Here is a 14367-nt window from a genome sequence, read left to right as displayed (position 1 = left end):
CAGCCGTTACAAAAAACTTAAAGTAGTTTAAGAAAACACATTTACCCCTTTTTCGCCCTTAGCATACTTAAAAATTCGGGCGTAAAACCAAGGTAAGAGGCCACAAGGTATTGCGGAACCCGTTGTACAAATTCGGGATAGTGTTCCGAGAAGTGCCTGTAGCGTTCTTCTGCCGAGAAGTTGAACATATAATGGGTACGCATAAGGGAGGCAGCATAAGCTTTTTCAAGCACCAGCCTGAAGTACCGTTCCATTTGCGGAAGCTCCTTTAAAAGCTCTTCCTGCTCTGCTGCACCTATCATAACTACCTGCGCTGGCTCTACAGCCTGTATATTGCACCTAGCAGGCATGTTAGTGTTAAAAGTAAAATAATCGGTAATCCACCATCCTTCAATAGCAAAATGAATTACCTGCTCCACCCCCTTCTCATTAAGGGTATACATACGCACCACTCCGCTGTTTACAAAATACTTACCTGTACACATTTCGCCTTCTTCCAGCAGATGTTTCTTTTTAGCATAATCCTCTATTTTCAGGTAAGAGCACAACACCTTTTCCTCCTTAGGCGACAGGGACACAAACCGTTTTACATGAGCAATTATTTTATCGAACATTTTTTAACAGATTACCAATAATACCGAAAGATATAACACATATAGCAAACAAAAACACCTATTATGCTATTTTGTTTCAAAAATTGTAACTTGCGTCCACTAAACTTTTTTAAGAAACACTATGAAATTTTTACGACTGCTTGTCCTTTTACTGGTAATCCCTGCCTATGCACAACAGGGAGGCATGTGGATACCGTCCCTGCTTAAAGGAATGAACGAGAAAGAAATGAAAAGCCTAGGCATGAAAATGTCGGCTTCAGACATTTATGATGTAAACCATTCCAGCCTTAAAGATGCCGTACCTCAGTTTAACGGAGGATGTACATCGGAAGTTATCTCACCAAACGGACTGTTATTAACCAACCACCACTGTGGTTATGGTGAAATACAGGCTCACTCTACCGTAGAGCACGATTACCTTACCGATGGTTTTTGGGCTATGACACTGGAAGACGAGCTTCCAAACCCAGATCTTGAGGTTACCTTTATAGTAAAAATAGAAGATGTAACTACACAGGTATTGGATGGAACATCTACCATTACCGATGAAGAGGCTAAGCAGAAAAAAATTCAGGAAAATATAGCTAACGTAACTAAAAACTCTCCAAAGGAAAGCTGGCAGGAAAACAGGGTACGTACTTTTTATGAAGGTAACCAGTACATGCTTTTTGTTGTAGAATCGTATACTGATGTTCGCCTTGTGGGTGCACCACCATCATCAATAGGTAAATTTGGTTCTGATACCGATAACTGGGTATGGCCAAGACACACGGGCGACTTCTCTATGTTTAGAATATATGCCGATAAAAACAACCGTCCGGCAGCCTACTCTAAAGATAATGTACCATACAAACCTAAGCACTACTTCCCTGTATCTATAGGAGGAATTCAGGAAGACGACTTTACACTTGTTTTCGGTTACCCTGGAAGAACTACAGAATATCTTCCTTCGGTTGCTGTAGAACAGATTTTAAGCAGCCTTAACCCTGCAAAAATCGAGATAAGGGACGAAGCCCTAAAAGTGACTGATAGCTTTATGAGAAGGGATCCTGCCATTAAAATACAATATGCAGCAAAATATGCCCGTATTGCCAACTACTGGAAAAAATGGATAGGCGAATCTCAGGGTCTTGAAAAAACCAATGCCGTTGCTGCTAAAAAAGCTTACGAGAAAAACTTTATAGAACAGGCAAACAAAACCGGAAAACAAAATGAGTACGGTAATCTGTTTAACGACTTTGAGGCAAAATATAACGAAATTGCACCTTATGCTCTTAGCAGGGACTACTTCCTTGAGGTTGTACTAAGAAATACCGAACTGCTGACTGTAGGTTTCAGGTTATATCAGTTAGAGCAGGTATATAATATGAGAGGAGAACAGTCGTTTAACGACCGTAAAGGTAATACCCTTGCTGCTCTTGAAGGGACTTACAAAGACTTCAATAAAAACGTAGACGAAAAGGTATTTGAAAAGCTTATTGAATTATATGCTACAAAATCACCTAAACAGTTCTTACCGTCCGGACTTATTAATGCCGATTATAAGCTTTTAACCAAAAATGTTTACGGCGAATCTAAACTTACCAGCTACAATGGCGTTAAAGAACTTTTAAGCGGTGATGCTAAAGAGGTTATAGAAAAGCTGAACAATGACAAAGGGTTCCAGCTTGTAAAAGCTATATCAGACTCTTTTATTGCCAATGTTAACCCTAAGTATGAGCAAATAAACCTAGAGATAGAAGCATTACAACGCACCTATATGAAAGGTATTTTAGAGCTTAGTCCTAAAGATGCACGTATTTTCCCAGATGCTAACAGTACACTAAGGGTAACCTATGGTAAAGTAAAAGGGTACTCTCCAAGAGATGCTGTTTACTACGAGCCTGTAACTTACCTTGACGGTGTTATGGAAAAATATGTACCGGGTGACTATGAGTTTGATGTTCCGCAAAAGCTTATAGAGCTGTACAATAAAAAAGATTTTGGGCAGTATGGTGAGAACGGAAAAATGCCGGTATGTTTTATAGGTACAAATCACACTACAGGAGGTAACTCGGGTAGCCCTGCCATCGATGCAAAAGGTAACCTTATAGGGTTAAACTTTGACCGCGTTTGGGAAGGTACTATGAGTGATATTTATTATGACCCTTCTATTTGCAGAAACATAATGGTAGACATGCGTTATGTACTGTTTATTATAGACAAATATGCAGGTTGTACCCGCCTTATTGACGAGATGGAAATTGTAAATAAAAGAAAAAAATAAGGGTTCGGGTTAACCTTACAAAAACAAAGTAAACGGTTAAAAAACATCTTTAAGAATCTTTTTAAGTACATAGTACCAAACCCCCTGTGTTTACACCGAAAACGATGTATTTAAAAGCCTGAATTTCAAGCATAAAAGATTTTTAAAAATTTTAGCACTATTTATTTTGTGATGTCAAAAAATTTATATCTTTGCTTCGAATTAATAATTAACCTTTATAATTTAGTAAGATGAAAAAAGTTGTTTTAAGCCTAGCTGTTATGGCTATGATCTCTTTCGTTTCTTGTAAAGAAACTGCAAAAGAAGAAACTCCAGAAGCTACAGAAGTTGAAGCTCCAGCTGTTGAAGAAACTCCTGCTGTTGAAGAAACTCCTGCTGTTGAAGCTGACTCTACTGCTAACGCTACTGAAGAAGCTCACACTGAAGAGGCTCACGAAGAAGCTGCTCACTAAGATTTTAGTAAGTAAAAGCATAAAAGCCCCGCAATCGCGGGGCTTTTCATTTTAGTAAACCTAACAAACACATCAAAATCAAAATTTGATACTTTACTTGCTACAGTCCGGCTACACTTAGTATTGTAACCTGCTGCAACAGGTCACAATCACAACCGGAGTTTATGGCAATATCTTTTTTAGTCTTTTCAGTTTATTTATGATGGTAAAAAAGGGAATGTCGCGGATAAAACCTCCTTTAACCTGTTGACATTAAGTACCCCTATCATCTAAAAAATACTATTTAAAAAGGTTACCAAATTGTTAAATCAGGATTACTGTTCTTTAACCTCTTAAAAACATCCTTTCTGTAAAACTAGCGCATAAAAAAACTGCCTTCGTAATGAAGACAGTCTTATTCATTTCTTTATAAAATACTGAATCAGGTCGTGATATAAATCCTTATAGTTTGTTAGTTGATGCTTCCTATAATAACACTGTTACCAAAGTCACACTGGCTGCAGCCATCGGTACCAAAAAGTCCGTCAGTACCTTTACAGGCAGCAAAATTCCAGAAATCACGTGTACGGAAAAGAGGCCCTTTACCCGAAGCTCCCCATGTACCGCTAAAGTTAAACTCGGTTTTTTCGCAAGACATAGCTACTAAATCATTCCAGGTACCATACTCGTCTCCTGCATCAGCCGGATTTCTGTAATCACCATAGTAAGTACACTCGTAACCGAAGAAGCTTGAAGAACGTGAGTTATGGTACATACCATGTGCTTTTTTACCCACATAAGCAACCACCCTGGTACCTGAAGATACATTTCTCCAGTCTTTAGTATACCAGCCACCGTGCTGGAAATAAGTAACAGTTATTATTTTTTGAGTAGATTTTTTAACCTGTAGCACGATATGCTCCCAGTCATAATCGTGACCTCCCTGTCCTACTGCACAAGGCTCCTGGCGCTTGTAAGTAAACCAGTATTCGATAAAAATCTTATCAGAATCAGACGGGTGCTCCTGTACATCATAATAAGTAGGAAAAACAGGCGCAGCAGGTGCTGTTGCGTCTGTAAGGGAAAGCTCACCCTCACACACCTTACCGCCATCGGCAGAACTGGACCATACCGCCTCAACAGAAGCAGGATAATCAGGTGCCGCACGGTCAAACTTAACAAGTGGTGCAAACTGGTTCGCCCAGTTAGCAGCAGTACTACCGTTTACTTTTGTAGCACTCTCACTACAATTACAGTTTAAAAACGGATGAACATTAGTAACTTTTGTATTAAAGGCTACTGTGTTGGTTTCTTCTGTTTCCGGAGTGGAACATTTAACAAAAACAATTGCACTGAACGCTACGATCAGTACTCTTAGAAAATTGGTTTTCATCTTTATAAAAAATTTTTTAGTTGGTTTCAGATTTATAATCTGATTCAATATTTTATAAAGAAGATTTTTACCACGACACTGCAAATAACAGCATCTAAAATTAACTAAGCGTCTGCTAAATATTTATAAATCATTACTATTAAGTTAAGTAGGTAAATATTTCCACTTACTGCAACTCACCCTCGCCTTCATAATAACAAATGGAAAGCTGCGGTTGTAAAGGGAACATAAGGGTTTCATACCCTGTAGCATCATCAGTATTAAGGGAAACCAGGTAAGCATTATTAATCACTCCTAAAAAAGTAAAAAGGGGTGAATACAAAGTAATCCCCACCTTATGTTTGGAAACATCGGTTATATCGGTATTAATAATATCGAATTTATATCCCGTAAAAGGAAAAAACGTACTCCCCAACACATCGGTATACCTGTAAAAGCTTTTATTGAACTGAGCAATATAACTATCGGCTGCAATACCGGTAAGGAAATGCAACTGATCTGCTCCCGGGTTAACTGCTAATAATTCCCTAAACGTATTTACAGGCTCTTCCTTACTGTTAAACCTTTGCTGCTGCATAAGGTATTCCTTATACGTATCTTCAAAAATGTATTTTTCCCAATTAGCTACCGAAGACTGACCTATAATCACTCTTAGTGCTAAACGTATTTTTGCTTTTGCCATAATTCAGTACTTTTTAAATAAGAAAAAGAGAGAAACGTAATTTCTCTCTTTTACTAATTAACCAACAAAAAACCTAATCAACCTTATGAAGACTGTTTATTTTTATATTATTAAGCCGAAACCTTAATAGTTTGTGTAATAGTGAAACCTTCGCTTAAGCTTCCGGTAATTGCACCAATCTCTACACCATCGGTGTCGTCTGAAAAAACATTATCGTTTGCATTATATGTATAACCGCTCATACCCTTTGTATAGCCATTCTCGGTAGAAGCGTTAACCTGTACCACAGCACTGTCGCTACTTTCAGGGAATGCTATTTGTGTTACCAGCAGTGAATTGCCCGATTCATTATAAACATGTACATGGATGTGGGTAGCTCTACTGGTGTACCATCCTGGAAATATCGAGGTAAACGCTACCTGACCATCGGCATTTGTAGTTTGCCTTCCTCTTAAAAAGTGTACAGATGTATAATCTGTTTGCTGCATACCTATACCCCCGTACTCCGAGTAGTTTCCGTCTTTATCACAATGCCAAATATCCACAATAGCACCTTCGAGCACATTACAATCATCGTTTACATTCTGGATTATAATATCAATATTAAAAGGCACCCCTGTCCTGTCTGAAGTGATATCACTTCTCACCAGGCTTGAAGGTGTTTTGGTAGGAAACGGCCCTTCTGTTTCGCTGGGGGCAACAACACAGTTAGCCGTATCTCCACCACCTGTTCCTGATCCGGAACCACTATCGGTTCCGCCTCCTGTATCTGTACTCCCGGACGTATCTCCGGTTACCGAATCGTCATCATTACTACAGGAGTTAAGAACTCTAAATCCTGTAAGGGCAAGCCCCGCAAGCCCCATGTTCTTAAAAAACTGCTTTCTTTCCATTATAAATAGTATTTAAGTTAGTCAATGAGCTTTATATTCTTAACGGGCTAATTTTCCCTTTATTTAAAAATTGAGGTTAACCACTACTTTTTTGCGGTTAACTGGTTTTATACACTTCAATAAGGAGTATTACGGCACTTTCAGACAGGGCTTCAAAATCTATCTCATCACAACCCCACACACTAAGGGCATCGCGCTCTTCCAGCAGCCTGCCACTTACCTCAAACGCCCCGCTAATTACAAATATCAGCAGACCATTATCGGGACTTTGCAGTTTGTACAGTTCTTCCCTTCGGCCGTCATACATTCCTATATACCCTTTTAATCCGGTTAATCCCTGAACAAATGCATGCAATTTATTGCGTACATCAAGGTCGACAACACTAAGCTCAGCTCTTTCAATAAAGCGTTTTTGGGAAAAAGATGCCTCAAGGTATATAACCGGATCTTTATCATAAGGGTTATTAATTTTTAATAGTGTTTCAGGAAATGAAATACTCACAATCTCCCCCGGCATTATAGCTTTTACAACACCATTGTTACACTGATATTCAAGCGCCCCGACAAGGGGGATAATAATATGCGCTTCGTTGCCGGATAAATGTTTAACAAACTGCCCGGGATGCAATGCTACCTCCCTAAATGCAATAAGAGAATTAAAGGGTTCCTTACCACCCTCTCCTCCTGTATTAAACAACGAAGCGGTATTACTACCTGAATCCTTATGCACTTCCCTTTGACGGGACCTGAATATTTGTGACGGGAATTGCCTCATCATAATCTTTCTTACTTCTTTTACTCAAATTTATTTTATGATTTTAACACCTAAAAATTTATGAGGTAAACAGGAGGTATTAACGGGTAAATGAGCTCCCTAAAGCAAAAAAACACTGAAAAAAAACAGGATACAAATAAAAAAGCCCCGCTATCGCGAGGCTTTTTTATTATATAGATATTGATATTATTTTAAAGCTTTTTTTATTGCTTTTCGAAGAGAGTCTGTTCCTCCCTCAGTATGTCCTGATTTCACTTTAATCAAATTTCCTTCTTTATCATAAAGAATAACTGTAGGAAACAAACTTACACCTAAGTCTTCATGAATGTTTTCACCAGTTCTGTAAGTAGATAAATAATTCATCTTTTTATATTCGATATATTCAGTCACATCTTGCTGATCATCAACATGATTAACCCCAATAATAACCAAATCATCTTTAAATTCTTCCTGTAGCTCAATTAATCCGGGTATAGACTTAACACAATATTTGCAGGTCCTGTACCAAAAATCAAGTAACACTACCTTACCTTTTAGCCCCTTAAGCTTAACTGTTTCCCCATTATTAAGCTTTAACTCCAAATCTGGAATCTGTTTTATATCTTTTTTTGTTTGAGCTCTAACAGTATAAAGACTAAATACTGTTAAAAAAAGACTCAATATAATTGTAAAAGAAACTTTTCTTCTCATCGTTACTTAAATTAGAATTAGTTTATTGACTCCTTATTAATTTTCTCTTTAAATACTTTGTATCGTTCTGCTAAGTTGACAGTTTGATCTTTATCAACTTTAAATTCCTCTAGAGAAATTTCAGGGTTAATCGAGAGGTATTCAACTTCATAATATTCATAGCTCTCCATGTTCTCCCACTGCCAAAAAGATGAACCGCCCGCAGGCAGGTAATCTGATTTATCTATATAAAGCTTTTCAACCCTATTCCTAGCATTTTCATTATCCTCAAATTTAAGTGTAATACAGTAAACCGCCTTATTATTAAATACCTCTTCTGTTATCAAAACATTTGGAGCCTGCGAATCACCTTTACCGGAAGGTTTCCTCAATGCAAAATGCTCTCCCAGCAACAGGAAACTATAACTATGCACTATTTGCTCCAGGTTTCTCTTACCTTTATCTATATAAGGCTCCCTGTAAACATCAAGAGAATCTATCAACTTACTTAAATAAAATGCCCTTTTACCATCATATCTCAAATGCGCAAAACCTTTACCGTATGATGAAGCATATCCTTTATCCACAATATGGTAGGCTTTCAATCTGTCTTTAGGAGCAATATACAATGAGCATATAGCAGTGGTATATGTAGTATCTTTTTCTGAAAGCCCCTTCTTTTTATGATCTATTTTATAGACCACAGTATTAACTTTATCAGAAGATTCAAATACTTTTTTAATTACCTCGTCCGAATCTGTTTTTGAAAGCTGTGATTGTGCGTTAACGGTTAACACCCCTCCAAATACCGTTAAAAAAAACAGTATAATTGTAAAAAAAGATTTTATGATCATTATGTATTTAATTAACTATTGATTATTATTCTTTGATTTTTCTTTAAACACTTTGTATCGTTCCACCAAATTAACAGTATGATCTTTAGCAACTTTAAATTCATCCGGAGAAATTTCAGGATTAATTGCTAAATATTCAACATCAAAATATTCATAACTCTCCATGTTTTCCCATCTCCAAAAAGAATAACTCCCCACCGGCAAATAATTAGATTTACTAATATAAATTTTTTGAATCCTATCCCTTGAATTCTCGTTATCCATATAAGTCATAGTAATTGCATAAACCGGAGTATCTTTAAACGTTTCCTCTGTTAGCAATATATTTTCTGCAAAGGAATCATAACCTATTAAAGACTTATTTTTACCGAAATATTTATCTAACAATAAATAATTATAGCTACTTAGCCAAGCCTCCATATCTACCTCATTTTTTAATATTTGAGGTTTTTTATAAGCATCAAGAGAATCAACTGGATTAGTTAGACTAAAAAGCATCTCTCCGTTATATATTTTATGTCCGTACTTACGGGATTTAGCACTTCCAAATTCCTCATCAACAATATTATAACTACTCACCTTATTTGTAGGATCTATATATAATGTACAAACAGCTACAGTACTAAAAGTATTTTTTTCAGTAAGCCTTTTACTATCATGATTTATTCTATATGTTACCGTTTTAATATCTGCACAAGATTTATTTATTTTTCGCAACAGTTCAACTTTTTCTTTTGTTGTAAATTGTGATTGTGCATTAACCGTAAATGAACTCAATAAGGTAATTACAGAGCCCAACAGGAAACATAAATATTTTCTATTCATAGTTTCGTTTTAAATGATTAGTAAGATAGGTTGAAAGATTGTTTTCGGGTATTTGAAAACTAACTGTACAAATACAGAAATAAGTGTAAGGATTAGACAGTAAAATTGCCGGACGGTAAAACAGGTATCTCATAAGGTGTGGTTGTTTGGTTTGCAATGATACAACAAAACTTGTACCATTAACGCAAAAAAACAGCACTTTTACCTGTTTTATATCAAAATATAACAAAAAAAGCCTGAACGAAAGTTCAGGCTTTATAGTACTCAAGGCGGGACTTGAACCCGCACGGGCATTACTACCCACTGGATTTTAAGTCCAGCGTGTCTACCAATTCCACCACTCGAGCATTTTGGTAGTATTTGAGCGAAAAACGGGGTTCGAACCCGCGACCTCAACCTTGGCAAGGTTGCGCTCTACCAACTGAGCTATTTTCGCATTATTACAATCGCTGTTTATTGCTGTATTGCGGTGCAAATGTAGCACATTTATTCAATTCTGCAAGCGTTTTTCTAAAAAAAATTAATCAAAAAATATAACCTGTTGATAACGTTAATTTTAAAATTAAAACTTTTTTAAACGTTTTATTCCACACTACAATCTTTCACTTTACCTATAATATCCGAAGCCTTATAAAAGTAATCCTCCTTTGAAACAGGACTACCTATTATACTGTAATGAAACTCAAAATCATTATTACAACAATATGCAAATACCAACTTCTTCTCATAATCATCCAGGCTTCCCTGCAGGTACATTTCTCTGCTATTATTAGTCTTATCAAGCTCTGGTATTTCCCGCAGCCTGTAAATTCCACATTCAAATATTTTAAATACATAATTACCAATACCATTAAAAACGTTATTCCCCATCTCAATATAATGTGTTAAAAAACTAGGCTTAATCTCACCGTTTTTCATACCACTTATATACATTTCCTTTATTTCGTTCTTTAAACTTTTGTCTTTACCCATTTCAAGATAATGAAGAAAAACATTTAAAGGCAGCTTAAAATCATCTTTATACCCCCCTATGGTAACCGCAACACCTAACTTCTTTTCAGAATAATATCCGTTCTTTTTAACATAATTAAACAGGTTTATAGTATTATTCCTGAAAAGAACTTCCAGAGTATCCGGGAGCTCCCAACTATCACGGTATTTAGTAAGTCTTAATTTATTATAAGCAGAATCTTTTTTTCTAAATTCATCAAGATCTGAAAGGTATTGCCTGTTTGCCTTAAAGCTCTTTTGCCTTACCTTTTTTGCTTTTTGCTTTATTTTCAAAAAAATCCTGCTACCACTGTAACCCTCAAATACTTTTCTTTCAAACAACTCTGCTCCCACTCCTTTATCGGCAAGCCTGTCTGCAAAAAGAAAAAACTGCTCTTTATTGTTTTGCTTATGCGCACAAACAGCAGCATTATAGAGATCAATATTAAATTCTATTCCTGTCTCAGTAAAGGCTTTACTGTATTTTTCAAGCGCTTGTTTGTAATCACCATCAACAATACTTAACTCAGCCTCATTCACAAAATTATTATACTGCTCTCCTACACTTTGAGCAGTTAAAGCATTTGTAAAAATTAATATAGTGAAAAATAAAAAAAGTGTAAGGCGTATCATAACAATAAATAATTATTCACTGTTACAAACGAAAAACACGGTGTTTTGTTATCCGGAAATTACTTTACCAGCATTCGTTTAATCTCATTCAGCTTCATTAGCGCCTCTACAGGAGTCAGTGTATTAATATCAAGATTAACAATTTCCTCTTTTATTTCCTCCAGTAACGGATCATCAAGGTTAAAGAAACTTAATTGCAGTTCGTCGTCATTAGCCGCTTTCCCGCTAGACAGTGCTTCACCCGAATGGTCTTTCTCCAGTTTTTTAAGCAGCTTTTGTGCTTTTTGGATAACCGTTTGCGGCATACCCGCCATTTTAGCCACATGTATACCAAAACTGTGAGCGCTACCTCCTTTTACCAGTTTACGTATAAAAAGCACATTATCCTTAAGCTCTTTTACCGATACGTTATAGTTTTGAATACGTTCAAAAATATCCTGCATTTCATTTAGCTCATGGTAATGGGTAGCAAAAAGAGTTTTAGGCTGCGCCGGATGCTCGTGCAAAAACTCGGCAATAGCCCATGCTATAGAGATACCATCGTAAGTACTGGTACCACGACCGATCTCATCCAGCAGGATAAGGCTTCGGTCTGATATATTGTTAAGAATAGAAGCCGTTTCATTCATTTCTACCATGAAAGTAGATTCTCCCATAGAGATATTATCTGACGCTCCTACACGGGTAAATATTTTATCTACCACACCCATCCTAACACTTTCGGCAGGAACAAAGCTTCCCATTTGAGCTAGCAGTACGATAAGTGCCGTTTGCCTTAGTATTGCCGACTTACCCGACATGTTAGGACCCGTAATCATTATGATTTGCTGCGAAGTCCTGTCCAGATAAACATCGTTAGTGATGTAAGGCACATCTACCGGAAGTTGTTTTTCAATAACCGGGTGGCGACCTTCCTTAATTTCAAGATCATGACTATCATCTATATCAGGGCAAACATATTTGTTTTCCATTGCCAGTTGCGAGAACGACGACAGGCAGTCAAGCTGTGCTACCAGCCCGGCGTTTAACTGTACCGGCTTAATATAAGAGGCAATCCATACTACTAGCTGTTCAAAAAGTTGTGTTTCCAGTTGGTGTATTTTTTCCTCAGCTCCTAATATTTTCGCTTCATATTCTTTAAGTTCTTCGGTAATATAGCGCTCGGCATTTACAAGTGTTTGTTTCCTTATCCACTCTGCCGGAACTTTATCTTTATGTGTATTACGTACTTCTATATAATAACCAAATACGTTATTAAAGGCTATTTTAAGCGAAGTAATCCCTGTGCGTTCTGACTCACGTTTTTCAATACCCTCGAGGTATTCCTTACCTGAATAGGCAATACTGCGAAGCTCATCCAGTTCAGGATGTACCCCTGTGGCAATAGCATTACCTTTATTTATAGATACAGGAGCCTCCGGGTGTACCGTAGTTTTTATTTTCTCCCTTAAAAGGTCACAACTATGCAGGCTGTCACCTATGGCTTTAAGGGCTTCATTATCACTTTTAAGCGCAAGCTCCTTTATAGGCACAATAGCATCTAGGGAATCCTTAAGGTAAATTACCTCCCTTGGCGATACCTTGCCTGCTGCTATTTTAGAAATAAGCCTTTCAAGGTCGGATATTTGTTTTATCTGTTGTTGTATCTCTCCCAGCACACCGCTGTTTTGGGTCAGGTAAGTCACAACCTCATGCCTTGCCCTTATTTTATTGGCATCCTTAAGCGGAAGTGCCAACCAGCGTTTTAACAGCCTTCCTCCCATTGGCGAAAGTGTCCTGTCTATAACATCCAGAAGCGTAACCGCATTAGGATTGGTACTGTTATAAAGTTCAAGGTTACGTATAGTAAAACGATCCATCCAAACATAGGCATCTTCTGCAATACGCTGAATAGAGGTTATATGCTGTACTTTTTTATGCTGTGTTTCAGAAAGGTAATATAGTACCGCACCCGATGCAATTACACCTTCCTGCAGTTCCTCTATACCAAAACCTTTAAGGGAGTTGGTTTGGAAATGACCGGTAAGGCTTTCAAAAGCATAGTCTTCCTTATACACCCAGTCTTCCAAAAAGAACGTATGATAATCTTCTCCAAAGGCCTGCCTGAAATTACTTTTCTCCTGTTTGGAAACCAGTACCTCACTCGGGCTGAAGTTTTGCAGCAGTTTATCTATATACTCCTCGTTACCCTGAGCGGTAAGAAATTCACCGGTAGACACATCAAGAAATGAAACCCCCAGTGTTTTTTTACCAAAGTAAACCGATGCCAAAAAGTTATTGGACTTGGCGCTCAGCACCTCATCGTTCATGGAAACACCCGGTGTAACCAGTTCGGTCACGCCTCTTTTCACAATGGTCTTGGTCATTTTCGGGTCTTCCAACTGATCGCAAATCGCTACTCGAAGCCCAGCCTTAACCAGTTTAGGTAAATAGGTGTTTAACGAGTGGTGCGGAAACCCTGCCAAAGCGGTTTCGGTCTCACTACCGTTTCCTCTTTTGGTAAGTACAATACCTAAAATACCCGCCGTCCTTATGGCGTCTTCTCCAAAAGTTTCATAAAAATCACCCACACGAAACAACAGGCAGGCATCAGGATATTTTACCTTAATGCTGTTATACTGCTTCATTAACGGGGTCTCTTTCGCTTTTTTCTCTTTTGTTGCCAAGGGGAGTATTTTTTTCTGATTGAATTAAAAGGCGAATTTAATCAAATTCCAAAAAACTAAAGGTACACTGTTAGCAAATGGTGGATAATTAAATCACATAAATATGATTACTTTTGCAAACGGAAATTAAAACGGAACGATGAGAAAACTGGCAAACAGCGAACTGAACAGAAAAAGTGTTGAAGATTTTAAAAAAGCAGACAAAACTCCTGTAATCATTATTCTTGATGATATAAGGAGCCTGCACAATATTGGGTCTGTTTTTCGTACTGCCGATGCCTTTCTTATCGAAAAAATTTACCTGTGTGGCATTACCGCTACCCCTCCGCATAAAGAAATCCATAAAACAGCTCTTGGCGCTACCGATACAGTAGCCTGGGAGTACCAGAAAAATGTAACCGATGTTATTACTTCACTGAAAGAAGACGGCGCAAAAGTATGGGCTATTGAGCAGGTAGACAACGCTGTTTTCCTGAACGATTTTACCCCTGAAGCAGGCAAAAGATATGCTCTTGTTTTTGGTAACGAAGTGAAAGGCGTTTCGCAGGAAGCCATAAAACTTTGTGACGGGACTATCGAAATTCCGCAATTAGGAACTAAACATTCCCTCAACATTTCGGTAAGTACAGGCATTGTTGTATGGGATATCTTCCAAAAACTACAACATTAACACCCC

Annotated in this window: 13 protein-coding genes and 2 tRNA genes; 3 read left to right on the top strand and 12 right to left on the bottom strand. The window is 37.5% G+C overall.

All coding sequences use genetic code 11. The features are described 5' to 3' along the window. Positions 1-41: 41 nt before the first annotated feature. On the bottom strand, positions 42-614 hold the full coding sequence (locus GN157_RS15400) for a Crp/Fnr family transcriptional regulator (protein WP_157484393.1): 573 nt from the start codon (positions 612-614) through the stop codon (positions 42-44). A 121-nt stretch (positions 615-735) separates the two neighbouring features. Here GN157_RS15400 and GN157_RS15395 point away from each other — a divergent pair, with 121 nt between their 5' ends. Both GN157_RS15395 and GN157_RS15390 read left to right on the top strand, forming a co-directional pair. Further along, positions 736-2880 (top strand): S46 family peptidase, encoded by a 2145-nt coding sequence (locus GN157_RS15395; protein ID WP_157484392.1) that lies wholly within the window; start codon positions 736-738, stop codon positions 2878-2880. Between the two features lie 230 nt (positions 2881-3110). After that, complete coding sequence (locus GN157_RS15390) at positions 3111-3332, top strand: PG1828 family lipoprotein (protein WP_157484391.1); 222 nt, start codon at positions 3111-3113, stop codon at positions 3330-3332. Between the two features lie 451 nt (positions 3333-3783). Here the strand turns inward: GN157_RS15390 and GN157_RS15385 are convergent, their stop codons facing one another. The 11 genes from GN157_RS15385 to mutS form a co-directional block, all read right to left on the bottom strand. Beyond that, positions 3784-4704 carry an NPP1 family protein gene (locus tag GN157_RS15385; RefSeq protein WP_157484390.1) on the bottom strand — a complete coding sequence of 307 codons (921 nt, stop codon included), beginning with the start codon at positions 4702-4704 and terminating at the stop codon, positions 3784-3786. 166 nt (positions 4705-4870) lie between these two features. Next, entirely contained in the window at positions 4871-5386 is a 516-nt protein-coding gene (locus tag GN157_RS15380) for a hypothetical protein (RefSeq protein ID WP_157484389.1), read from the bottom strand. Between the two features lie 110 nt (positions 5387-5496). Beyond that, entirely contained in the window at positions 5497-6279 is a 783-nt protein-coding gene (locus tag GN157_RS15375) for a dioxygenase family protein (RefSeq protein ID WP_157484388.1), read from the bottom strand. 97 nt (positions 6280-6376) lie between these two features. Next, positions 6377-7057, bottom strand: coding sequence for a pirin family protein (locus GN157_RS15370; RefSeq protein WP_157484387.1), 681 nt, complete (start codon positions 7055-7057; stop codon positions 6377-6379). A gap of 183 nt (positions 7058-7240) precedes the next feature. After that, a complete protein-coding gene (locus GN157_RS15365) occupies positions 7241-7744 on the bottom strand; it encodes a TlpA family protein disulfide reductase (protein WP_157484386.1) in 504 nt (167 codons plus the stop codon). Between the two features lie 17 nt (positions 7745-7761). Next, entirely contained in the window at positions 7762-8577 is an 816-nt protein-coding gene (locus tag GN157_RS15360; RefSeq protein WP_157484385.1) for a hypothetical protein, read from the bottom strand. Between the two features lie 15 nt (positions 8578-8592). Next, the gene (locus GN157_RS15355) at positions 8593-9402 is read right to left on the bottom strand and encodes a hypothetical protein (RefSeq protein WP_157484384.1); all 810 of its coding nucleotides are present in this window, start codon (positions 9400-9402) and stop codon (positions 8593-8595) included. A 261-nt stretch (positions 9403-9663) separates the two neighbouring features. Then, positions 9664-9749 (bottom strand) — tRNA-Leu (locus GN157_RS15350). Positions 9750-9765: 16 nt separating this feature from the next. Beyond that, a tRNA-Gly gene (locus GN157_RS15345) sits at positions 9766-9838 on the bottom strand. Between the two features lie 146 nt (positions 9839-9984). Beyond that, complete coding sequence (locus GN157_RS15340; RefSeq protein WP_157484383.1) at positions 9985-11025, bottom strand: hypothetical protein; 1041 nt, start codon at positions 11023-11025, stop codon at positions 9985-9987. 59 nt (positions 11026-11084) lie between these two features. Then, positions 11085-13691: a DNA mismatch repair protein MutS gene (gene mutS / locus GN157_RS15335; RefSeq protein WP_157484382.1), complete on the bottom strand. Its 2607-nt coding sequence runs from the start codon at positions 13689-13691 to the stop codon at positions 11085-11087. Positions 13692-13830: 139 nt separating this feature from the next. Here mutS and GN157_RS15330 point away from each other — a divergent pair, with 139 nt between their 5' ends. Further along, entirely contained in the window at positions 13831-14361 is a 531-nt protein-coding gene (locus GN157_RS15330; RefSeq protein WP_157484381.1) for an RNA methyltransferase, read from the top strand. Positions 14362-14367 lie beyond the last annotated feature (6 nt).

Source organism: Flavobacterium rakeshii (genome assembly GCF_009741375.1).
Lineage (GTDB): Bacteria > Bacteroidota > Bacteroidia > Flavobacteriales > Flavobacteriaceae > Flavobacterium > Flavobacterium rakeshii.
Note: the sequence above shows the minus strand (reverse complement) of the source record. Positions and strands in the feature narration are given on the sequence as shown.